Source organism: Hanstruepera neustonica (assembly GCF_002895005.1).
Classification (GTDB): domain Bacteria; phylum Bacteroidota; class Bacteroidia; order Flavobacteriales; family Flavobacteriaceae; genus Hanstruepera; species Hanstruepera neustonica.
Genome location: NZ_POWF01000006.1, coordinates 21700 through 46451 on the forward strand (window position 1 = coordinate 21700; position 24752 = coordinate 46451).

The 24752-nt window shown below is 36.5% G+C and carries 22 protein-coding genes; 9 read left to right on the plus strand and 13 right to left on the minus strand.

Annotated features, from left to right (window positions below):
* Nucleotides 1–80: 80 nt before the first annotated feature.
* Nucleotides 81–1445 (plus strand): DEAD/DEAH box helicase, encoded by a 1365-nt coding sequence (locus tag C1T31_RS09610; RefSeq protein WP_103052287.1) that lies wholly within the window; start codon nt 81–83, stop codon nt 1443–1445.
* A 191-nt stretch (nt 1446–1636) separates the two neighbouring features.
* Nucleotides 1637–1948: a GIY-YIG nuclease family protein gene (locus C1T31_RS09615; protein WP_103052288.1), complete on the plus strand. Its 312-nt coding sequence runs from the start codon at nt 1637–1639 to the stop codon at nt 1946–1948.
* Nucleotides 1949–2012: 64 nt separating this feature from the next.
* Here C1T31_RS09615 and C1T31_RS09620 read toward each other — a convergent pair whose 3' ends face one another.
* From C1T31_RS09620 to C1T31_RS09630, 3 genes are all read right to left on the minus strand, one after another.
* A complete protein-coding gene (locus tag C1T31_RS09620; RefSeq protein WP_103052289.1) occupies nt 2013–3428 on the minus strand; it encodes an SDR family oxidoreductase in 1416 nt (471 codons plus the stop codon).
* 357 nt (nt 3429–3785) lie between these two features.
* Nucleotides 3786–5033: an alpha/beta hydrolase-fold protein gene (locus C1T31_RS09625; RefSeq protein WP_103052290.1), complete on the minus strand. Its 1248-nt coding sequence runs from the start codon at nt 5031–5033 to the stop codon at nt 3786–3788.
* Complete coding sequence (locus C1T31_RS09630) at nt 5033–5389, minus strand: MotA/TolQ/ExbB proton channel family protein (RefSeq protein WP_243398925.1); 357 nt, start codon at nt 5387–5389, stop codon at nt 5033–5035. Before C1T31_RS09630 ends, C1T31_RS09625 begins: the two co-directional genes overlap by 1 nt.
* A 215-nt stretch (nt 5390–5604) precedes the next feature.
* Here C1T31_RS09630 and C1T31_RS09635 point away from each other — a divergent pair, with 215 nt between their 5' ends.
* Together C1T31_RS09635 and C1T31_RS09640 are read left to right on the plus strand one after the other, a co-directional pair.
* Nucleotides 5605–6657, plus strand: a complete 1053-nt coding sequence (locus C1T31_RS09635; protein ID WP_103052292.1) for a sensor histidine kinase — start codon at nt 5605–5607, stop codon at nt 6655–6657.
* Complete coding sequence (locus C1T31_RS09640; protein WP_243398926.1) at nt 6658–7374, plus strand: LytR/AlgR family response regulator transcription factor; 717 nt, start codon at nt 6658–6660, stop codon at nt 7372–7374.
* A 56-nt stretch (nt 7375–7430) separates the two neighbouring features.
* Here the strand turns inward: C1T31_RS09640 and C1T31_RS09645 are convergent, their stop codons facing one another.
* From C1T31_RS09645 to C1T31_RS09670, 6 genes are all read right to left on the minus strand, one after another.
* Nucleotides 7431–7664 carry a hypothetical protein gene (locus C1T31_RS09645; protein WP_123912658.1) on the minus strand — a complete coding sequence of 78 codons (234 nt, stop codon included), beginning with the start codon at nt 7662–7664 and terminating at the stop codon, nt 7431–7433.
* A gap of 7 nt (nt 7665–7671) precedes the next feature.
* On the minus strand, nt 7672–8541 hold the full coding sequence (locus C1T31_RS14150; RefSeq protein WP_207764276.1) for a TIR domain-containing protein: 870 nt from the start codon (nt 8539–8541) through the stop codon (nt 7672–7674).
* A 202-nt stretch (nt 8542–8743) separates the two neighbouring features.
* Entirely contained in the window at nt 8744–10144 is a 1401-nt protein-coding gene (gene lpdA, locus C1T31_RS09655) for a dihydrolipoyl dehydrogenase (RefSeq protein ID WP_103052294.1), read from the minus strand.
* 159 nt (nt 10145–10303) lie between these two features.
* The gene (locus tag C1T31_RS09660; RefSeq protein ID WP_243398927.1) at nt 10304–11953 is read right to left on the minus strand and encodes a S41 family peptidase; all 1650 of its coding nucleotides are present in this window, start codon (nt 11951–11953) and stop codon (nt 10304–10306) included.
* A 38-nt stretch (nt 11954–11991) separates the two neighbouring features.
* On the minus strand, nt 11992–12618 hold the full coding sequence (locus C1T31_RS09665) for a CPBP family intramembrane glutamic endopeptidase (protein WP_103052295.1): 627 nt from the start codon (nt 12616–12618) through the stop codon (nt 11992–11994).
* Nucleotides 12619–13080, minus strand: a complete 462-nt coding sequence (locus C1T31_RS09670) for an Lrp/AsnC family transcriptional regulator (RefSeq protein WP_103052296.1) — start codon at nt 13078–13080, stop codon at nt 12619–12621. It abuts the gene before it with no gap.
* Between the two features lie 166 nt (nt 13081–13246).
* Here C1T31_RS09670 and C1T31_RS09675 point away from each other — a divergent pair, with 166 nt between their 5' ends.
* Nucleotides 13247–14452, plus strand: coding sequence for an aminotransferase class I/II-fold pyridoxal phosphate-dependent enzyme (locus tag C1T31_RS09675; RefSeq protein ID WP_103052297.1), 1206 nt, complete (start codon nt 13247–13249; stop codon nt 14450–14452).
* Here the strand turns inward: C1T31_RS09675 and C1T31_RS09680 are convergent.
* From C1T31_RS09680 to C1T31_RS09690, 3 genes are all read right to left on the minus strand, one after another.
* Nucleotides 14445–15170 (minus strand): hypothetical protein, encoded by a 726-nt coding sequence (locus C1T31_RS09680; protein ID WP_103052298.1) that lies wholly within the window; start codon nt 15168–15170, stop codon nt 14445–14447. The genes C1T31_RS09675 and C1T31_RS09680 overlap by 8 nt on opposite strands.
* 123 nt (nt 15171–15293) lie before the next feature.
* On the minus strand, nt 15294–16316 hold the full coding sequence (locus C1T31_RS09685; RefSeq protein WP_103052299.1) for a metal-dependent hydrolase: 1023 nt from the start codon (nt 16314–16316) through the stop codon (nt 15294–15296).
* A gap of 58 nt (nt 16317–16374) precedes the next feature.
* A complete protein-coding gene (locus tag C1T31_RS09690; RefSeq protein WP_103052300.1) occupies nt 16375–18987 on the minus strand; it encodes an autotransporter outer membrane beta-barrel domain-containing protein in 2613 nt (870 codons plus the stop codon).
* A gap of 179 nt (nt 18988–19166) precedes the next feature.
* On the opposite strand from C1T31_RS09690, the gene nhaC reads away from it, so the two are divergent.
* Entirely contained in the window at nt 19167–20657 is a 1491-nt protein-coding gene (gene nhaC, locus C1T31_RS09695; protein ID WP_103052301.1) for a Na+/H+ antiporter NhaC, read from the plus strand.
* Nucleotides 20658–20764: 107 nt separating this feature from the next.
* The gene (locus C1T31_RS09700; protein ID WP_103052302.1) at nt 20765–21403 is read left to right on the plus strand and encodes a peroxiredoxin; all 639 of its coding nucleotides are present in this window, start codon (nt 20765–20767) and stop codon (nt 21401–21403) included.
* A gap of 74 nt (nt 21404–21477) precedes the next feature.
* Here C1T31_RS09700 and katG read toward each other — a convergent pair whose 3' ends face one another.
* The gene (gene katG / locus C1T31_RS09705; protein ID WP_103052303.1) at nt 21478–23637 is read right to left on the minus strand and encodes a catalase/peroxidase HPI; all 2160 of its coding nucleotides are present in this window, start codon (nt 23635–23637) and stop codon (nt 21478–21480) included.
* Nucleotides 23638–23835: 198 nt separating this feature from the next.
* Here katG and tpx point away from each other — a divergent pair, with 198 nt between their 5' ends.
* Nucleotides 23836–24336, plus strand: coding sequence for a thiol peroxidase (gene tpx, locus C1T31_RS09710; RefSeq protein ID WP_103052304.1), 501 nt, complete (start codon nt 23836–23838; stop codon nt 24334–24336).
* Nucleotides 24337–24352: 16 nt separating this feature from the next.
* A complete protein-coding gene (locus C1T31_RS09715) occupies nt 24353–24721 on the plus strand; it encodes a diacylglycerol kinase (RefSeq protein WP_103052305.1) in 369 nt (122 codons plus the stop codon).
* Nucleotides 24722–24752: the final 31 nt, after the last annotated feature.

Sequence of the window (24752 nt, forward strand, 5' to 3'; positions counted from 1 at the left end):
GAAAATTTTAAACACAAATTACCGAATAATTGTATGCATTAACAAGTAGAAACTCTCTTATAAAAATTTACCTTTGCACTATGGAACAACCAGTTACTTTTCAAGACCTCAAACTAAATACACCTTTATATAATGCGCTTGATGATTTGGGTTTCATTAATCCTACACCCATTCAAGAGCAGGCTTTCAATATTGTGGCTTCAGGTAAAGATGTGGTTGGGATTGCCCAAACGGGAACTGGAAAAACCTTTGCCTATATGTTGCCCATTTTGCGCAATTTAAAATTTTCAAAACAAGATAATCCTAGAGTATTGATTTTGGTTCCAACCAGAGAATTGGTTGTTCAGGTGGTTGAGGAAGCCGAAAAATTGGCCAAATATATCAACGTTAGAATTTTAGGGGTTTATGGTGGTGTCAACATTAACACTCAAAAGCAGGCCGTTGCACAAGGTTTGGACATTATTGTCGCTACTCCTGGTAGATTGTATGACTTAGCTGTTAGTCGCGTGTTGCAATTGAAATCCATTCAGAAGTTAGTGATTGACGAAGTGGATGTCATGTTGGATTTAGGCTTTAGACATCAGCTTATTAATATATTTGATATCCTCCCTGAACGCCGACAAAATATCATGTTTTCGGCTACCATGACCGAAGATGTGGATAACTTAATCACTGATTTTTTTATTGCACCACAACGTGTTTCCATTGCGGTTTCAGGAACACCTTTGGGAAATATTTCACAGACAAAATACTCGGTACCAAATTTCTATACCAAACTGAATTTATTGGTTCATTTGCTGAAAGATAGCGAGACCTATCATAAAGTTTTGGTATTTGTAGCTTATAAGAAAATGGCCGACCGTCTTTTTGAGGCTCTTGAAGAGCGCTTTCGTGATGACGTTTGTGTCATACACTCCAACAAAACCCAAAATTATCGTTTACGCAGTATTGAACAGTTTCAGGAAGGCGAACATCGCATTTTGGTGGCAACCGATGTCATGGCTCGTGGTCTGGATATTGACAACATTTCACATGTTATCAATTTTGATACACCCATTTATCCTGAAAATTACATGCATCGTATTGGTAGAACCGGTCGTGCCGAGCGAAAAGGAAAGGCTTTATTATTTCATACCGAAAAGGAAAACGAAGCTGTTGAGCGTATTGAGTCGTTAATGAATATGCACATTCCTGAAATTCCCTTTCCTAAAGATGTCACTATTTCAACTGAATTAATAGAAGAAGAACGACCTCAAATTAAAGAACGCAACAATCCTTTGAAACGCAATCATGACGAGGAAGTTGGTCCTGCATTTCATGAAAAGAAGGACAAAAATAAAAAGGTGAATTTGGGCGGCTCATACAAACGAGAAATTGCTAAAAAGTACAAAAAGCCTAAAACTAGAGGTGATAAGAATTACAATAAACGTAAAAAACGGAAGTAGCTTGTCATTCCTACGAAAGCAGGAAATCGAAGATTCAGCGGGGCTAATCCAGAGATTCAACTGAACCAATCAACAAACATTAGACATTTAACTTTATCCACGTCTTGTCCTTCCTAAAAAACAATAGCACTAGTTTTGTCATTCCTGCGCAGGCAGGAATCCATTATTCTAAAATTCCTTAATTTAGATACATGCACCGAAATACCCATCAATACTACCTATACATCCTTTCCAATAAATACAAGGGTACTTTGTACATTGGCGTGACCAACGATTTGGAGCGACGCATGTTTGAACACAAAAACAAACTGGTTGAAGGCTTCACCAAAACGTATGGTCTGGACAAATTAATTTACTTTGAAACCTTTCAATATGTAAATGATGCTATTAAGCGTGAAAAGAATATGAAAAAGTGGAAACGTCAGTGGAAAATAAATATCATTGAAGAGGATAATCCAGAATGGGATGATTTATCAAAAGACTGGCCTTGTTTAATTGATTGAATTATCAAACTGGATTCCTGCCTGCGCAGGAATGACAATAAACGTAAAAAACGGAAGTAGTTTATTAACTGGCCAATTTCTCGAGCATACCTTTAAAAATAAAACCATGAAAAGGCCAAACACTATACCAGTATAAACGGCCATTAATACCTAAAGGTCTGAAAGTTGCTGTTTGAACAATTTTATTATCCTGAACTTTGAATTCAAGCCAGGCTTCACCAGGTAATTTCATCTCCGCGAAAAGTAATAACCTGCCTTCTTCTTTGTTTGCATAAAGCACACGCCAGAAATCCAGCGCATCACCCACATTCAAGGTGTGTACATTGGTTCTTCCGCGTCTTAATCCTACACCGCCAACCAATTTATCCAAATAGCCACGAATTTGCCAAAGCCAATTACCGTAATACCAACCTGTTTCGCCACCAATGCTCCAAATTCGCTCCAGAGTTTCAGCACGATTCGCAAACGCTTTTTCACGTTTATCTACAAAACATCCAAAGGTTGGTACTTGGATATAATGCGAAATATTATACTCCATACCACTACTCACATAGGCATCTTTCCAACTCGATATAATTTCACTATTTTCAATTTTACTGAAAGTTCGTTGTAAGCATTCGGTATAACCTAGAGTTTGAATGTCTAACAACTTACTTAATCGATCATCCTTACAAACAACCTCAATCTTCATACTATTCACCAATGCAACCGCCAGTCTGTATGAGGTGGATGTAACAAAATACAACCAATAGGATGATAGTCTTGGTGTCATAACTGGAATCGTAAAGATATACCGTTTCAAGCCTCTTACCCTGGCGAACTCAAGCAGCATTTCTTTATAGGTCAGGACATCTGGACCTCCAATATCAAAACTCTGATTGTAAGTTTGTTCATTGAACAAAGACTTCGATAAAAACTGAATGACGTTGAAAATGCCAATTGGTTGACATTTGGTATTAAGCCAGCGTGGTGTAATCATTATGGGAAGTTTTTCAACCAAATCTCTGATAATCTCAAAAGAAGCGCTACCTGAACCAATAATAATGCCTGCTCTAATGGCGGTAAAATGACCTTTACCTTCACTTAATATTTCTTCCACGCGTTTTCTGGACGCTAGATGTTTTGATAAATGATTTTCATTTACGATTCCAGTCAAATAAATAACATGCTTAATATTTGTATTGGCGATTGCTTTATTAAAATTACGAGCAGATTGAGATTCCAACTCCTCATAATCTTCTGAAGCAGACATGGAATGCACCAAATAATAAGCCCCTTCAATATCATGGGGTATATTCTTCAATGTCTCTTCATTGAGCAGATCCAAATGGATGGTGGTAATTTGTTCCTTTAAGAAATCGGGTGGATTAAATCGACTCACATCACGTACACCACAAACCACATGATATCCTAAATCACATAAAACAGGTAATAGCCTTTTACCTATGTATCCTGTCGCTCCGGTTAATAATACTGTCATCCATCTGTTTTGTGAACTATAAAGATAAGCCTCTCAAGACAACTAAGAAAACGGCTTGTTGGATAAAAAAATCCCTCGCCTAGCGGCAAGGGATTCGCAAATAATCTCGTTAGTCTTCAAAACCTTCCTAACAATAACTTATTACCATACATAAGTTCGCTCTGAACGTCAACTTGATTATTCGCAGCTGCACTATTAATCAGTGTCTAATATCTTTAATTTTTGTTAGATGCCAAAATTTAATCGAGCCTATATAAAAAAGATTTGAACACTTCTATTAACATCTTGTAAAACAGAGGAGTATAAAAAAAACGACTACTTCAGTCGTTTTTTATTTCGAAATATTGGCTCGTTTAATTACATTTTAAATTTAGCCATTCTTTCCCCGTGATATTCCGAACCACTTATTTCATAAGCTTTGGACACATACTTTAAAGCATTGGTATAATCTTTTTGAAATTCATAATAATCTGCCATAGAATCATACGCATTGGCACTGTTAGGGTAATACTCCATAGCTTTTTCAAAATATAGTTTAGACTTATCCAGTTGTCCCATATCCATATTCATATAACCGGACATATTTAAAAGTTCTTCAGGATATGGCGGTACAGCATACCCAAAATGACTTTCCAGTTTATCTGCCCGATGCTCAATAATGCCTTCCAATGCTTCAATTGGTGTTTCAGGATTATTGATGGCATAAGTGTTTTCCATTTGAAACCATTCAAACAATGCTATCATTCCATCTTTGATGGAAGGTTGTGGAATGGTACCGTGAATTTCCTTCGGATAGAATTGCCAGGTAAACTGTAGATTATTCTGCTTATTTTCCTGAATAAACTGCTTTAATCCCACATTGGAACGAGCAAAAATGGTAAAATCAGAAGTATCTTCCATGACATTATCGATAGTAACCGTTTCGTCCAGCATATTCAATTGGCCATTCAAGGACATGAATAAAGTCTTATTACTCAAATCCTTTTGAGGCAAAATAGCTTTGGCCTCTTTAACCAGTTTTTGATCATCCCAATCCAAACTTGGGTCTATGGCTAAATAATTGGCAAACAATTTCGGACGATGCACCAAACTATAAACTGTAAACAAACCGCCATACGAGTGACCTATCAAGGTTCTGTAATTGGTCACTGGGTAGCTTGTTTCAACATATGGAATCAATTCGGTTTCAATAAATTTCAAAAAGTTTTTGGCTTCACCGTGTTCTTCTTTATATGGCATGCCATACATTTCAGTGATTTTTGAAGTGGTTAAATCCCGTGTTCTATTTTCAGCATTTGAAATACCCACCAAAACCATTTCAGGCATAAACCCTCCAGAATAATAATGATGGACATCGGTTAATGTGGGCAAAAATACTTCGCCATCCAATATATATACAACCGGATATTTTTGATTGGGATTGGCATGATAACTTTCTGGAAGCTGTACATAAATCGTTCTGGATTCCTTTAGTACTTGAGAATACAGACTATCCTTTTTCCCTACTTGGCTCAAATACGCATTGGTTTGTCCGGTAATGACTCCATAACACATACTCAAGAGCAACACTAAAACAGTTCTTCGTTTATTGATTGTGATCTTCATTAATCCTTATGTAAAGCTTTTAAAATAAGAATACCTATTCTGCCAATAATAAATGTCAATAATCCGAAAAGTGATGTGATTAAAGACACTTTTAATCCGCCAGCAAACATGGCAGGTTCGGCATTTCCCATAGCCTCAACAGAATCAAAAGCTGAAACCAAGCCCAAAATTGAGGCGAAAAAACCAATTACCATTCCCAGTAAACTGGCATCTGAAGCCAATTGCAGCATGCGTTTGGATAGGTTTTGATTGGATTTAACCGATACAAAACCTCTAATCAAAAAGATTACGGATAGTATCAGACAAATTAAAATCAGGGACATCATTAATGGTCCACCTTCATCAAAAAGACTCATTAAAAAAATTGTTGAAAATATCATACGTTAGATTTTATGTTAAACATAATACAAACATATCCCTTTGATAGACTGAAAATCATGAAATGCGACGAATGACTGAATTAGCAAAGGATATGACCAAATTGTCAAAACCCGTGCTAATCTGGTTGTTTGTCTACAAAATATAAAAAACACCTTAAAAATATGGTATTATTGTATTGTAATTAATAAGCATGTTTACAAAAAGAGCTATTTTAAAGTTAAGCTTTCGTTTGCTCACCCATCTCGTGTTTTGGTGTTTGGTGCTTTTGTTTTTTACCAACTTTTTTTCATCAAAAGAAGAAAGTTTCCAAGACACCTTATTGTTTTCTGTCTTTTTAATGCCTGTAACCATTGCTGCAACTTATGTTTCCATTTATAAGTTGATTCCGGAATACTTAATACAAAAAAAATACGGTTTATTTATTCTCTACTCGGCTTATACCCTTATCATTTCTGGGTATTTGATTATGATGTCCATATTCTTTAGTCTTATTTATTTGGCGCAATTTGAATATGACAACATGAACCCGATTACCAAAAACATTATTTCGGTGGCTTCAGGTGTTTATTTGGTGGTTATTTTGGTAAGTGCATTCAAATTATTGAAACTCAATTTAAAGCATAGCGAACAGACCAAGAAGCTTGAAACAAAAATTCTAGAAACCCAATTGAAGCTAAAAGAACAAGAACTGAACTATTTAAAAATGCAGATCCATCCACATTTTTTGTTCAATACCCTCAATACCATGTATGGTTTTGCCTTAAAAAAAGCCGATGAAACACCTGAAATGATATTGAAACTCTCTAACTTGTTGGATTACTTATTGTACCAGGTCGATAAACCGTTTGTACTTTTAACTGAAGAAATTGAACACATCGAAGATTATATCGCTTTGGAGAACATGCGGTTTCATGATACCTTAAACGTGTCATTGAACGCCCATGATATTTCATCAGATGCGAAACTGGCACCCATGCTTCTATTGCCCTTCGTGGAAAACAGCTTTAAGCACGGTAGCCTGAAAAATGGAAAACTGAATATTGAAATCCATATAGAAACAACCGATAATACCATTCATTTTTCAATTGAAAATACCAGTATAAAATCCGAAAACTCGAATAGTGGTATTGGCTTACAGAATATCCAAAAACGACTGGATCTCTTATATAAAAACCAATATGATCTACATATTTCGAATACGGAAGACACGTTTAAAGTGGATTTAACCTTAAATAGTAACTAGTTGCAAAATCAAAACAACATAACCTGCCTGATTGTTGACGATGAAAGAATCGCCAGAGAAGTCATTGCAACGCATGTAAGCAAGATTGACAACGTTTCCGTATTGGCCAGTTGCAGCAGTGCTATGGAAGCCTTTAAAATTATCAATGCCCATAAAGTGGATTTGATCTTTTTGGATATCAATATGCCTGATGTGTCTGGCATTTCATTTGCCAAATCCATAAACAAGGACATCAAAATTATTTTTACAACGGCCTATCGGGATTATGCTGTGGAAGGATTTGAATTGCAGGCTGTAGATTACCTGTTAAAACCCATAGCGTTTGAACGGCTATTAAAAGCAGTTAACACTTACTTTAATGTGTACTCCAATGCAATATCTGAAACAGCTTCCCAACTGGAAACCAATCAATTTATGTTTGTACGTTCTGATAGACGCATGATTAAAATTGATTTTAACGCGATTGTTTACATTGAAAGCTATAGTGACTACATTAAAATCCATCTAGAGAATGAAACCATAGTCACTCGGGAAACCATTAGTGCTATTGAAGCCAAGCTTCCCAGTAATCAATTTTTGCGTATACACCGATCGTTTATTGTGTCTATAGCACATATTACCTCCTTTACCAATGAACATGTCATGATTCAAGGTAAAGCCTTAACCATTAGCAGAAGTTATAAAAAGGAAGCGCTTGAAGTTTTGGAACGGTATTAAGAATGGAATACAAGATCGATTATCACTCTTCTAAAGATTGATGCTATAAGTCGTTTTTATATTGATGTTATTCTTATTGTAGGTCTATTGTCATGATCATAATCGTCCGACTTGATTAATTCTGCAAATAAGTATGTATCTTCTAATCTGTTTCCATCTTTATCAACCCATCGACATTTTATTTCAAAAGTCTCGGGCTCTTTACCAACTACAATCATTTTAATTTTTGTGTTTGATTTATGATAAACACTATTCCCAATCTCAAAATCTTCGAATTTATAGTTTCTCATTCCCATATTACAATATTTTATTAGCGTCTACTTGATATCCCGATGCTGTCAATTCTTTAACTAATTTGAACTTCCAAGTTTTAGCATCATCAATCGAATTATATAAAATTCCGTGTAAGTCGCTAGGTAATTCAACTCCATCTTCATACATTGGGAATACGTTGCTGCGTCCTAATTTTCCTATGAAATAACCCATTTCAATAATTACATTTTGTCTCGCTCTAAATTGATCTTCGTTAGAAGTTTTAACTCTGCCTAAATCGTCAGCTGTCATTAAAACAACGGCAAAACCAACATCAGAATGAAGTTCAAATTTTTCAATTATTGTTTGTCCTTGATTTGGTTGTTCTGACAAGATTATAGGTTCTAAACCAAGCTTTTCCAAAGTTCTTGCTACATCAGTTTTGATATGGTCATTATGACCGTGAACAATAAATATTTTGTTAGTTTTTGTTGATATTTCTTTCATTTCGTGTATGCTTGGTTCCTCAATTGAGGATTTTAATAAATCGGCTTTTCCTAGAAGTTTTTTGAGGTTAGATAGTTTAGCTTCAACACTTTCTTTAAAATTTAAAAGTTTGCCTTGAGGACCATGTCTACTTTTTCCAAGACCAATAAACATTGTGCAATCGTCATATCGTTTCTTATATTCATTGTATTCATTATTGAATGACTGTTTTAAGTATTCAGAATTATAATCACTCCAATGATAGAAAGCTTCTCTATTATTTTCAAAATCAGTTTGCGTACTTACATTAAATTTTAAAATTTCTTCTCCCTCCTTAATTCGTTCTTCAAGTTTCTGTATGAAGTCCTTTCTGGGAACAATTAGTTCGGTTGGAGGTGGTGGTGTATATTTTGTGCTAGTTTTCGCCATATTTATTCTTTTTCACGGTTGTTATTCAAATGAAATTCAATAACTTGAAATGAATTCATTTTAATCTTTAAACGAAGTTAAAATTTTATTCAATGAATTCGTGTTCAAGTTATTAACAGTTGTAAACAAAAAAAGCGAACCGTTTGGTTCGCTTTTTTTATTAAGACCTCTCGACTGCGCTCGAGGTGACAATGCTTTTTAGTTAAACATGTAATGCACGATCATCGGTAGCTGCTAGAGCGGCTTCCTTAATGGCTTCCGTAAATGTTGGATGCGCATGTGACATTCTGGAAACATCTTCAGCTGATGCTCTGTATTCCATAGCTACCACAGCTTCGGCAATCATATCGGCTGCACGTGCACCAATCATGTGAACGCCTAAAATTTCATCCGTAGATTTATCTGCCAATATCTTCACAAAACCATCCAAGTCCATACTCGCACGACTTCTTCCCAACGCACGCATCGGGAATTGACCCACTTTATAATCTACACCAGTGTCCTTTAATTGCTCTTCGGTTTTACCAACAGAAGCGACTTCTGGCCAAGTATACACCACGCCTGGAATTAAGTTATAATCAATATGTGGTTTTTGACCTGCTAAAATTTCCGCTACAAACACCCCTTCTTCTTCAGCCTTATGAGCTAGCATAGCACCTTTAACAACATCACCAATAGCATAAATATTACTGGCTGATGTTTGTAAATGCTCATTAACTTCAACCTGTCCTCTATCGTTTAGTTTCACACCTGCTGCTTCAGCGTTTAAGCCATCCGTATATGGACGACGACCAACAGATACCAAACAGTAATCACCTTTAAACTCTACCTCTTCGCCTTTTTTGTTATCGGCTTTCACGATAACTTCATCGCCTTTACGCTCAACCGACTTCACTTTGTGGGAAGCATTGATAGAAAACTTTTGCTTCTTAAGTACTTTATTCAATTCTTTTGACAATCCAGAATCCATGGTTGGAATGATACGATCCATATATTCCACCACCGAAACTTCAGCACCTAAACGCTTATAAACCTGTCCTAATTCCAAGCCAATAACACCACCACCAATAACAATTAAATGTTTTGGAATTTCTTTCAGCTTTAAAGCTTCTGTAGAAGTTATAATTCGCTCTTTGTCAATATTTATGAACGGTAAACTTGAAGGTTTACTTCCAGTAGCTATAATGGTGTTTTTTGCTTCAATTTCTTCCTCTTTATCACCTTTTATTAAGATGTGAGTAGCATCTTTAAACGAACCCAATCCTTGATACACATCAATATTATTCTTCTTCATCAAGAAATCAATACCACCTGTAGTCTGGTCTACAACCGATTGCTTTCTGTCAATCATTTGCTTTAGGTTAACCTTTATCTCTCCTGGAATATCGATACCATGCTCTTCAAAATGCTTTACGGCATCCTCGTAGTGGTGAGACGAATCTAAAAGTGCCTTACTTGGAATACAACCCACGTTTAAACAGGTACCTCCTAAAGTGGCATATTTCTCTATAATAGCTGTTTTCATTCCCAATTGAGCGCAACGAATAGCTGCTACATACCCTCCAGGTCCAGAGCCTATAATGGCTACATCATATGAATTCATATAAAATCTTTTATCAAGTTGTGTTAAAAACGTTCCTGTTTACACAGGAATGACAATTTATTTATGTTTACAGCAAGCTGCAAACGTTTTTTGCGAATACAAAAATACAAATGTTTTGTGGGTTGACCATAACAATTAAGCGTGAAGATATGGTTAATTTTAATACCCGATTTGATTGGCTTTTCCGCTTCCGGAATAGCTTTTGTCCTTTTCAATATCCATTAAAATCCACTCCAATTCTGGGTCCTTACCATTTAAGCGGTCTTCATGCGTTGGAACGATATAAACATCAGGTTTAATACCAAAGCCATCTGGTTCTGTTTTGTATGGTGACTCTATTTGCATCAGCCCAAACCGAATTTTAACTAAACTATTTGGCAGTGTGTAATATTTGTAAATGCCGGCTACGGTTCCATTGTAAGCACCACCAGTTTCCTCACCAACAAAAGTTGCCAGATTCAAGGCTTTCAAATTAGTTGAAATAATCGATGACGCCGAAAATGAATTACCATTAATCAGCACATATACCTGACCTTTAAAATTATTTTCTTTGGGCTGACGTATTTTACTGTACTTAAATTTATAATACAAGGTATCGTTTACCTTTTGAGTCTTTAATAGGTTATGCGTCACAATGATGGGTGATAAAATAGCTGATACTATTTTTAAACCTGTTGGACTGCCATTGGCCATAGCAAAAGTCATAAATGGCACACGACTGGTGACTTCACTTTTGTTGTTTATAAACTGATAAGGCTCCTGCGCCAAGTACGAAAACAAATAATCGATTTCACCAATACGACCACCACCATTATCACGTAAGTCCAGAATTAAATAAGGCGTGTTTAACGAATCTAACTTCTGAAAGCTTTCGCTATAAAACTCTTTGTAAGGACCATCTTCAAAACCTCTAATTTTCATTATGGCCACGGCATCATTTAAATAATTGAAGTTTCGGATATATTCCTTTCTGGACGAGATGTATCCCAGTTTTTTATGACGCTTTCGCTTTTCTCTTTCTGCTATCTTTTTGGCATTTCGCTCATCTTTAGTTAAGGTTTTTACAACTGTGGAATCTTGAGGCTTTTGAACTGAATCCGCTGGCTTGTTTTTATCCACGCGTTTTAAGACTCTAGTAAAAACGGAATCTCGTAACTTGAAGGTTAGCGCCACACTATCCAGAAACCCTTTATCCCGATAGTACAATCTGGCGAAGTTCTTACCTATGGCTCTGCTATAGAGTGTGGTATTATAGCCGTCAGACGCAATTTGATGTTCGTATTTTTTGATTAAATCCATGGGATTTTCAGTATTGACCTTAAGAACTTGACTTCCTATCAATGCTGAATCTGTTCGTGCTCCTGTGACCCATAAGGCATCGTCCAAACATTCAAAATCCAGCTCATAAAACTCAAATTTCTTTTTGTTAAGTTCCTTACGTTCTGGTTTGGTGAATTTCTCCTTGGGTGGTGCTACCGAAATATGACCTTGTCTAACTTCTCTAACTACTGGCGCTAATTTTTCATAAAACTCTTGACTGGTAATAGGTTTGACAATAGTATTTTTAAGACTGTCGAATTTAAAATCGAGTGTTTCTTTGCTCGAGTATTGGTAAAGTCTTGGGTGATGCCTCTTTAACTGACCATAAATCGCATCTACATCCTCTTGTAAATCATAAATACTGTGTAAGCTAGTTACCTGGGCGTTGTATTTTTCAACCGATTTACAGGAAACAATCAATATCAAAGAGACTAAAAGCAGAAGATGGCGCATAATATATAATGAAATGAAGTCACGAATAAACCTCATTTTTTTCAAATTAGAAAATGTTCGGTCTAAAAAATAAGTTAAGATGGGAATCCTAGCATGGAACCCATACCAACCGTAAACAACCAGCAACCATAAATAGCATGCTCAATAGTGACCAATAAGGTTGAACGGGTTTTTAGAAAAGTCCAAGCAAACAATAGACCACCACAAAAAGTTAGAAATAAAACCAACGTGTTTTTAAAAAGCAAATGAGCCATTGAAAATAAAATAGCATTCATAAAAATCGCCAATCCTGGAGATGAAAATAGTGATTCATAGCGCTTAAAGAAAAACGTGCGGTAAATCAATTCCTGCGGATATACCGAAAAAACCGAATAGATAAACAAGATGGCAACCCACAGTACCGGTTTGTTTAAAACCACCACAAACAAATTGTCGGCATCAATAAAAACCATGTATAACACTGTGACAATACTTATCGTTAACAGTTTGAACAATGTTTGCTTCCAAAATGCTCTCCAGTTTAGGTTTGATGATATTTTAAGTTGCAGTTTTTCAATTCTAACCAATACAAACAACACATAAAGAAATCCGAACACTCCTAGGCACATTTTAACAACCAGTGGATAATTCAACACCAAACTCACGGGAAAAAGCACAAACAGAATAAAAAACTCGCTTAATTTATATGGAACCGAATGCATCTATGAAATATTTATTGCCGTAGTATGTTTGACTTCGTTAATTACAAACATACTATGTGTACTGCCAATATGATTAATGGAGGTCAATTTATTGACCATAAACTCCCGAAAGTCCTCCATATCTGAAACAACGACTTTTAAGAGATAGTCGTAATCACCACTTATGTGATAACATTCAGCTACCTCCTTTAAATTGGCAACTTCACGTTCAAACTTCGTGACGTACTCTTGCGCGTGCTGTACCAATTTAATGTGGCAAAAAGCCACAAAATCTTTGTTGACTTCTTGTTTATTGATTAGAGCCACATATTTGTCAATGACACCACTGCGCTCCAACTTTCGGATACGCTCATAAACAGCCGTAACAGAAAGATTCAATTTGTTAGAAAGTTCTTTATTGGTTTGCTTGGAATCCTGTTGCAGATAGTCCAATAGTTTTATATCAATCGTATCCAGTGTCATGACATTGAAAATTTTTCAGCTAAACAATAATCTATTCGTAAAATTATTACATAAAAACTAAACTAACTTATTTTGATAGTTTTATTTTCTAAATATAATCCAATATATTGATATATCATCTAAAATTATAGACTTTTACCGTATCATAAACTTAAAACAACACAAAATGGCCTTTAAACCAGCAAACAATATTCAAGACTTACAATACTTTGGAGAATTTGGAGGTGTGAATCCTTCTATTTCAGATTCGTCAACCTATACCTTTTTATCAGCCAAAACCATGTTTGACACCTTTGAAGGCAATGCAGATGGCTGTTATCTATATTCTCGTCATTCATCACCTTCCAACTTATATTTAGGTGAAGCGCTGGCAGCTATGGAAGGCACTGAAACCGCTAATGTTACCGCATCTGGCATGGGAGCTATCACGCCTGTTATTATGCAATTGTGTGGCGCTGGCGATCATATTGTATCCAGTAGAACTATTTATGGTGGCACTTATGCCTTCTTAAAAAACTTTACTCCTCGATTTAATATTGAAACATGCTTTGTGGATATCACAAAACTGGACGTTGTTGAAGCAGCCATTACCAAGAACACAAAGGTTTTGTATTGTGAATCTGTTAGCAACCCACTATTGGAAGTAGCTGATATTGAGGGCTTATCTAAAATCGCCAAAAAACATAACTTAAAATTAGTCGTTGATAATACCTTTTCACCATTATCGATTTCCCCTGCAAAATTAGGGGCTGATGTGGTTATTCATAGTTTAACAAAATTCATTAATGGATCTAGCGATACCGTTGGTGGTGTGGTTTGTGGTACCCAAGAATTCATCAATGACTTACGAAACGTCAATGATGGCGCTTGTATGTTGTTAGGTTCAACAATGGACAGCTTGCGTTCTGCATCCGTTTTAAAGAACTTAAGAACTTTGCACATTAGAATGCAACAGCATAGTAAAAATGCTAGTTATTTGGCTAAAAAGTTTGAAAAGGATGGTTTAAAAACGGTTTATCCAGGTTTAGCATCTCACCCTTCTCATGAACTATTTAAAAGCATGATGAACAAACAATATGGCTTTGGCGGTATGCTAACTATTGATGTAGGATCTCTTGACAAGGCCAATGAGCTTATGGAGATGATGCAAGAGAAGAATTTAGGTTATTTGGCTGTAAGTCTTGGGTTTTACAAAACCTTATTTTCAGCTCCTGGTAGTTCAACCTCTTCTGAAATACCTGAAGACGAACAACAGGAAATGGGCTTGAGTGATGGTTTGATTCGTTTCTCTATTGGACTGGATGCCGATATTGAACGCACCTATAACATGATGAAAAGTTGTATGCTGAAAATAGGAATAGAATTTAATTAACGGATTTAATTAATTCAATATTCAACGTGGCTGCATTAGACATTACAGCGACGCTGCCATTGGAAATATCTGGATATAAAAAGATTTTTTCATTTGTATCCAGATAAATTATTTTATTCATGCTAATGTTGATATTCCGAAATTCATCCAACTGCGTATGCACAAAAGAACCCTCTATTTTATCAGCAGGATCTGAACTTTTTGTTAAGTAAAAGCCTAAATTTATTGGGCTTCCAGCTGTTTTTAGAAGCGAAATGGAATAGGTTACCCTGTAATATCCTGGAGTAACAATTTCAAAATGATTACTATCTGAAAGAACACCCTCGCAAATAGCTATGGAACCAAAGCTAATAGGCGAACTGGCGTCTAATGCTTGAACAGCACTAGCTGAACTTTTATAGATGTCTCCAAAAATTTTGGTATCTGTGCTAATCTTGTTCCATTTACCATTTTGCCAAAAATAAAACCCTGGAGTAACATCGTTTACAGTACTGGTATTATAAATCAATAAGCTGGCCTCTGGATTTGTAATTGTGCTATTGTCCGAAGTAGATGTTAGTCCTATTCTAGGAAGCAAAACTCCAGAATTTGTGCTTTCAATATCCAGTATAGATGATGTATGCGGATTTATTGTACCAATGCCCACCTGTGCATTGACAACAAAAGAAAAGAACAAAAGCAAACTCAATAAAAGTTTAGAAATGCTTGTTGAGCACATAGGTCGAATATTGTTATAACAAAGATATTATATAGTAGGGTTATTGAGATATCACAAGGAGGTTAATTAGATGAAATATACAATTATTTAGCTGTGATACACTTAAAAGATTATTTTGTCCAATTACACACCAAGCATGCGCTTCCATAGTTCGGACAAAGCTTCAGAAATATTGGCATCGCTTCTTTCAAAAGGCTTCATATTTAAAGACCCTTTATCTTTAAACAACATAAAACTAAAAACCGAAGAATTTGGATTCGTTTTATCGGCCAATGGGTACCTCAAATCATTATATCTGTAATACTGACCATCCATTTTATAAATAGAATAATAGTCATTACTGAACCAAGCCATCCTTTCAATGCGCTTGTAATCTAGAGGCGATAAATCTCTTACTTTCGGCAATCTCATCCAATCAGAAAATCGATTACTGGAATCCAATAAAGAGTAATAAGCCACATAATAACTATCTCCCATGTCAACAACACCATACCACAAAACATTATTAAAAATAGTTGGCTGTGTAAAAAAGCGATTGTATGTGATGCCTTCTGCTTTCAAGGATGATTTAAAAATAGAATCTATATAAAGTTTATTTCCGAAAGTAAATAACAAATAACCGGTACTGATACCTAAACCCAGCCTCAACCATATTCTTCTCGATCGGGTGTTACGTTTAAAAAACAGCATCACAATCAAACAAATTAAAAATGGAACGGTATAAATAGGGTCCACAACGGCAATATTGTTAAAAGCAACCCTATAATCACTAAAAGGTGCAAATAACTGTGTGCCATAAGGCGTAAAAGCATCTAAAATAGGATGCGTGAACAACGACAGAAAATACAGCCAAACCCAATTGAGTAGCGTGGTTGTATGCAGACGTTTACCAGTATTGTACAATTTGAAGGTAACCCAACCAAATACAAAAGCTCCCAAAACCGAAAACAACATGGAATGCATAAAGCCTCTATGGAACAACATGGCATCTATCTCATTTCCATATAACCAACTGCCCACATAGACGTCCAAATCTGGAATGATGCCACCAATAGCACCAAACAATAAAGCTTTGTTGCCTATTTTCTTTCCAAGAGCAACTTCACCACAAGCAGCCCCAAGTACAATTTGGGTAAGTGAATCCATAAATAAAGTACAAATCTACGGAACAGATACTTGAAACATGATAAAAGACAATAAAGATTTATTGTGATCTTACTAATAAATACGCACTCACAATATTCATACTTGAAAAGAAGGCACTCCAACCAAATAAATGAATTTCATGAGCATTGGTTCCAGCATTCCATGTTTTCCATTCGCTTGTAGCGACACCACCGTTTTGTGTTCCAGCAAATGTCCATGTGTCTGTATTTACAATAGGAAACGTTTCCGTTGTGCCGTCATGCGCGCGTAATTGCAAATTATTGGCCCCATTTATTACTGAATATCGTACCACTAGCTTTACTTCAATATTGCCTGTCGCATTATAAATAGTTGGTTCTAATGCCGTATCCATATTTGCCAAGTCTTGTCCTGTTGTATTCGCCATACCATAACTTCCATTACTGAATAAAGGAATTAATGAAATGGGATTGTTATTGACCCAACTTACATTGCCAGCACCATCCGTCTGTAATATTTGATTGGCAGCGCCATCTGTTGTTGGGAATTGATAATTATTGTTGATGTCTAAAGTGCCATTAATACGTAGAAGATCATTGTCAAATTCTCCGTAAATCAATGGAGATGAAGAATTAGAATTTTCTATATAAAGCTTATTATTACCTGTTTCATTATAAGCAGATTGATAACCAATGAAAATATTTCCAGTCCCACCATTATTATATCCTGATTGATAACCTAAACCAACGTTTTGATTTAAAGAAATGCCTTGATTAAATACCTGATAACCAACTGCTACATTATAAGCCCCACTCAATTGGCTGGACATAGCTGCTGAACCAATAGCTGTATTTTCCCTTCCATTCACAAGATTAAATAGTGCTCTTGCTCCTATTGCCACGCTGTTATCCCCTGTTAAATTGCTTGACAAGGCTTGATAGCCCATTGCGGTATTTAATTGGCCTGATGTATTGTCAGTAAATGCCTGAAAACCTATTCCAATATTTTGATTGTCACTACTATCATCATTTGCTCCTGCATCAATTCCTAGAAATATCGAAGAACCATCTTGAGTCCCATCATTATCAGATTTACCATCTAACAAATCATCAATACTATGTGGTATATTCAACGTAGACGGATCCACCCAACTCACATTTCCTGTGCCATCGGTTTGCATGATTTGATTTAAAGTTCCTCGCGATGGTGGTAAAATATAATTATTTCCTGCATTAGTCCCTATGGACACGTTTCCTACGAAATAACCCGCATAACTACCAGGTTTTAGTATAGCAGAATAAACCCCATAATGTGTTCCCCCTTGATCATTTCTAATCGTATTATAGGTGCCATATTTATTTCCTGAACCTGTACCCTGTACAAAATTAACGGTGCCATAATGCGGGCTGCTGCCATTGCCACCAATAGAATTATAAGTGCCATACTTTTCGCTGGATCCCAAACTTACCACTCTATTATAAGTTCCAAAATGATCGCCACTACCTACTCCAGTCAATTCATTATAAGCTCCATAATGATTATTATTCCCTGAATTTGAAATAATAGTTCTAACGCCAAATTGCTCGCCAGTTCCAGCGCCACTTAACGAACTATATAAACCATAATGCGCACCACTTCCACCTCCTGAAGTTGAGGTTTCAATAGCGCGATGAGCCCCATCACCATTTCCCAAAATCCTGCCATATAATCCAACATGAGTGGCATTTGACGAATTGGTAATTTCCGACAACAAACCATAAGTTGTGGTGTTTGCTGTTCCATCCATTTGGATGGATAACCCACGGCCGCCTATTGAGCTTTGGACTTCCAATGGCCAATTTGCAGTATTCTTTCCAATAGCTACATTACCGAAAGTATATTGATCGTCATTGATGTCGTCTGGTGAAGTGGTAGTACCTTCTTCGTAAAAATCGTGATCATCGCTACCTAAACTGGTGGCATCAATCCAGCCTAAGTTACCAACATTATCAGTCAATGTTAAAACTTGACCCATTGATCCACGCGTTAATGGAAAATTATAATTGATAAAACCTCCAGTCGCATCACCGAAAGAAATCACACCTGTCTCACTTATTCGAAATCGCTGTATACCATTAACAGCAAAAGCCAATTGGTCTGATGCTGGGCTATACAATCCAGTATCTTGTTGATCAAATCTAACACTAACATCCGTTAAACTGCCAACATCAAAACCAATTTCATTAATTCTACTCTCTCCAGCTGGGTCTAAAAAATAAGACGTATTATCCCAATCTATCAGTCGGTTACTAATGTAGAGATCATTATTAGTCCCTTGGGTATCTCCAATATACACATTACCATTTTGCCTCTCAATATTAGCACCAACAACCACCCAATCACCATCGTCAACACCGCCTGTTGCAAACGGAATCCATGTGGTGGTGGTATTATCCCAGTAATAAAATCCTTTAGCTGGAACGCCACTACCCGTAGCATAAACCATCATACCATCTTGAGCAACAGTTGGGTTTGAAGCCGGGAAATCATCCACTTTTGGAATCAAAATACCATCTGTATTTGCTGGAGCAGCTTGATTACTAGAGCGAACATCTAACTGCGCATTGGGATTTGTTGTACTTATACCAACCTGACCATTGACAAAATAAACACTAAAACAAAAAATGAAGATTAGTAGTTTATAAATTTTCATGATAATTGTATTTAAACAATGAAAGATATTAAATATTAGACAATTAGAATGGGTTCAAAGTAAAATTGGTATCAAATATTGTATAAGTGGCATAAAAAATCTACGCATCGCATTTTGCATAGATTAGCATAAAATTGTAACATTACAAATCAAAAAACGAAAATAACAGCAAATATTTAATGGAAAGTCAAGATATTAAACCAAGAGAACCACAGTACGAGCACATCGTTGAGAATAAAGAACTGAATATTTGGGAGGCATTGATGCCCGTTTTTGCATTGGTAGCCATGCTTTTTTACAACGTATTTTTTGTCTATGGTGATGATGCCTTGAGCGGCAGTAATCAATTCATTTTACTATTGGGAGCAGCTGTTGCCGCAGTAGTCGGGTTTTTCAATAAGGTTTCCTATAAACAGATGCTGGATGAAGTTGCTGAAAATGTGAAGTCCACAACAGGTGCCTTGTTAATTCTATTGATGGTAGGCGCTTTGGCAGGAACATGGCTCATTAGCGGCATTATTCCTACCATGATTTACTATGGACTTCAAATATTAAGTCCCTCCATTTTTCTTGCCGCATGTGTTATAATTTGTGCGATTATCTCAATAGCGACAGGCAGTAGCTGGACAACCTCTGCTACGGTAGGTATTGCCTTAATTGGAATTGGTGAAACCCTCGGAATTTCTTTGGGAATGACAGCAGGTGCCGTATTATCTGGTGCGTATTTTGGTGATAAAATGTCGCCATTAAGTGACACCACTAATTTAGCTCCCGCTATGGCAGGTGGCGAATTATTCGATCATATAAAATATATGGCGCTTACAACCATACCAACTATAGTTGTAACGCTAATCGTTTTTACTATCATTGGATTTAATATTGACACCAATGGTACTCCAGATATCTCAGATAAATTAACGGCTATTCAATCTGCTTTTAATATTTCGCCATGGCTATTTTTGGTTCCTTTGGCAGTGATATTCATGATTGTCAAAAAAACCTCTCCTTTAATTGCCTTGCTAATAGGTACGCTATTAGGTGGCCTCGCAGCCATCATTGCACAACCTGATATTGTAATGAAGATAGCAGGAACGGAATCATTAACTTTTCATTCGGCCTACAAAGGGGTCATGGACGCTATGACTGTGGATACAGCAGTTGAAACAAGCAGTGCCGAATTAAACGATTTGTTTACTGCCGGCGGTATGTCAGGTATGTTAGGAACCATTTGGCTCATAATATGCGCCATGGTTTTTGGCGGTGTTATGGATGCCATAGGTGCGCTGTCTAGAATTAGTGCAGCATTGTTGAGTTTGGCATCTTCCACATTTGGTTTATTTGCCAGTACAGTAGCCAGTTGTTTAGCATTGAATGTCACCGCTTCCGATCAATATCTGGCCATTGTTGTACCTGGAAAAATGTTTAAAAAAGCCTATGAAGATAAAGGATTGGCCCCAGAGAATTTAAGTCGAACATTGGAAGATTCAGGAACTGTAACTTCAGTATTAGTACCATGGAACACCTGTGGTGCTTACCAAAGCGGAGTATTAGGCGTCCCTGTTGTTGATTATTTTTTCTTCGCCATTTTTAATTGGTTAAGTCCTTTTATGACACTTCTTTTTGCCGCATTCAATATTAAAATTAAGCAATTAAGAGGTCAATTGGATTAAGTTATTAATTCACAAATATTTTGAATATGTTCACCTTGTCAAGGTGATTGTAATATGTATCTTTGCAGCCGAAAATTAATTTTTAACACAAAAAAGCAAATTAAAAAATGGCTGTATTAGTAGGAAAAAAAGCACCTCAATTTAATGCACAAGCAGTAGTTAACGGACGTGAGTTTGTAGAAAATTTCTCATTAGATCAATTCATTGGGAAGAGCCACGTTGTATTATTCTTTTACCCAAAAGATTTCACATTTGTTTGTCCAACTGAATTACACGCATTCCAAGAAAAATTAGAAGCATTCAAGTCTAGAAACACTGAAGTGGTAGCCGTATCAACAGATACTGAACAATCTCACTGGGGCTGGTTACAATTAGATAAAAATCACGGTGGTATTAAGGGTATTACTTACCCACTGGTGGCTGACACTAATAAAACGATATCTAAAAACTATGATGTACTAGCTGGCGACTATTTCTATGATGAAAATGATATGTTACAAGCAGATGGAGAACTAATTGCCTACCGAGGCTTATTCTTAATTGACAAGGAAGGTATTGTCCGTCATCAAATAGTAAACGATTTACCTTTAGGTAGAAATGTTGATGAGGCTCTTCGTATGGTAGACGCCCTACAGTTTGTTGAAGAAAATGGTGAGGTTTGCCCAGCTAACTGGAACAAAGGAAAAACAGGTATGCAGGCAACCCATCAAGGTGTCGCAGAATTTTTAGAAAATCATGTAAACTAAAAAAACTGTTTCTAAAATATAAAAGCCTACACATTTTGAGTAGGCTTTTTATTTAATGCTGAATCGACTTTCTATTATAAATCGAATCGATCAGCATTCATAACTTTGGTCCAAGCAGCCACAAAATCGGCAACAAATTTCTTTTTGTTGTCATCCTGCGCATAAACTTCAGCATAGGATCTTAAAATTGAATTCGAACCGAATACTAAATCAATTCGCGTAGCGGTCCATTTACGTTCACCTGTTTTACGGTCACAAATTTCAAAAATACCATTGATGACATTCCACTTATTTGACATATCTGTCAAATTCACAAAAAAGTCATTGGTTAATGCGCCAACATTGTTAGTAAAAACACCATGATTAGTTCCACCATGATTAGTTCCCATAACGCGCATACCACCTATTAAAACAGTCATTTCTGGTGCTGTAAGCCCCATTAATTGAGCTCTATCCAATAACAATTCTTCAGGGCTCACTACATAATCCTTTTTCAGCCAGTTTCTAAATCCATCAGCAAGTGGCTCTAAAGGTTCGAATGATTCCACATCGGTCATCTCTTGAGTAGCATCACCTCTGCCTGGAGCAAATGGTACCGTGACATCCATTCCGGCATTCTTAATAGCTTTTTCAACGCCTACATTACCTGCCAATACAATCACATCAGCCACACTAATACCAAATTCAGAAGCTATAGGTTCTAGAACAGAAAGCACTTTAGACAATCTTTGCGGTTCGTTACCTTCCCAATCTTTTTGAGGCGCTAAACGAATTCTTGCCCCATTGGCACCTCCTCTAAAGTCAGAACCTCTATATGTTCTGGCGCTATCCCAAGCGGTAGAAACCATTTCAGAAATAGACAAACCTGATGCTTCAATTTTAGCCTTAACAGCATTCACGTCATAATCTTTTTTTCCTTTTGGAACAGGATCTTGCCAAATCAAATCTTCACTTGGTATTTCCGGACCAAACCAACGATCTTTCGGTCCCATATCACGATGCGTCAATTTAAACCATGCTCTGGCAAAAGCATCTGAAAACCCTTCAAAATCATCTTTAAATTTTAAAGATATCTCCTTATAAATCGGATCCATTTTCATAGCCATATCGGCATCTGTCATAGCTGGATTATGTCGGATAGAAAAATCTTCAACATCAACCGGTTTATCTTCTTCCTTAATACTTACAGGTTCCCATTGCCATGCTCCGGCTGGACTTTTACGTAGCTCCCATTCATGACCAAATAACATTTCAAAATAACCATTATCCCATTTGGTTGGATGCGTTGTCCATGCACCTTCAATACCACTTGTTACGGCATCACGCCCTTTACCTGTTCGCGTTGGATTTGACCATCCAAACCCTTGTTCTTCAACCAAAGCCGCTTCAGGATCTGGACCTAATATACTGGCGTCTCCGTTACCATGCATCTTACCAACCGTATGTCCACCAGCTGTTAAAGCAACCGTTTCTTCATCATTCATAGCCATACGTTTAAAGGTCTCACGAACCTGCGCTCCTGTTTTAATAGGATCCGGCTTACCATTAACACCTTCCGGATTAACATAAATCAAGCCCATTTGCACAGCTGCTAAAGGATTCTCCATAGTTTCAGGATTATCGACACTTCCATAGCGTTCATCACTTGGTGCCAACCATTCTTTTTCAGCTCCCCAATAAATGTCCTTTTCCGGATGCCAAATATCTTCTCGACCGAAGGCAAATCCATAGGTCTTAAGCCCCATACTTTCATAGGCTATATTACCGGCTAAAATAATTAAGTCCGCCCAGCTTACTTTATTGCCATATTTTTTCTTAATAGGCCATAGTAATCGTCTGGCTTTATCCAAACTCACATTATCCGGCCATGAATTTAAAGGTGCGAATCGTTGATTGCCCGTTCCTCCTCCTCCGCGTCCATCGGAAGTTCTGTAAGTTCCGGCGGCATGCCATGCCATTCGAATCATTAAACCACCATAGTGTCCCCAATCGGCTGGCCACCATTCTTGACTATCGGTCATTAAATCCGTTAGATCTTTCTTAAGTGCATCAACATCTAATTTTTTTAATTCTTCCTGATAGTTAAAATTTTCTCCAAGTGGATTGGTTTTACTGTCATGCTGATGTAAAATATCAAGATTTAGTGAATTGGGCCACCACTCTGTGACTGTTTTTTCGGCAGAGGTATTTGCACCATGCATAAAAGGGCATTTGCCGTTGGTTGAATTGTTCATACTTAAATAGTTTAATTATTTGATTTATCTTATTCTTATCCTATAAAGTTAGTGATTCCATATTAAAATAGACCTGATTGTTTATTTTGAAATATTATATCAGAATTGATAAAATTTATTAGATAAATAAGCATCAATATCATTTAGATAATCAACCTAATTATTACTACCTTTAACTCTTAATTTTAAAAGCATAATATGGCACATATCACATTGGGCGGAAATGCCGTGGAAACTTCAGGTGAACTACCAAAAGTTGGAACTAAAGCAAAAGATTTTAAACTAGTAGCTATTGATTTATCAACCAAAAAGCTATCTGATTTTTTAGGCTCCAACTTAATTCTCAATATTTTTCCGAGCGTGAATACCGGTATTTGCTCGGCCTCGGTAAGAAATTTTAATCAAAAAGCAGGTGATTTAGACAACACAAAGGTTCTTTGTATTTCAAGAGATCTGCCATTTGCTCAAGAACAATTTTGTGCCGCTGAAGGTTTAGAACATGTTATTATGCTTTCTGATTTTAAGACTGGTGATTTTGGAAAAGATTACGGCTTAATGATGACCAATGGTATTTTTGATGCGCTTCACTCGAGATGTGTTATCATTCTGGACCAAGATGGCACCATTATTTATACTGAACAAGTGCCTGAAATAGGTCAAGAACCAGATTATCAAGCTGCGTTAAATGCCATCAAATAGTTCTACCCATTAAAGCATGGAAAACAAGGAATCTTTTTTAGTCAATCGATTAAGAAGTATCAAATATGCTTTCAAAGGTGCTTGGATTCTAGTGACAACGGAGGCTAGTATAAAGGTTCAGGTGTTTATTGGAATTATCATGACTGGTTTAGGTTTTGTTGTGGGTCTTTCAAGAACTGAATGGATTATTCAATGCCTGACCATAGGGTTGGTAATTGCTATTGAGGGAATTAATACCGCTGTAGAAGAAATAGCGGACTTTATTCATCCTGATAAACACACTAAAATTGGGTTGATAAAAGATATTTCGGCTGGAGCTGTTTTTATATTTGCTGTCACAGCCATTATAGTCGGTATATTGATTTATTTTCCAAAGATTTTTTAAATACTATTTGCTTTAGGATAAACGTTTCTAA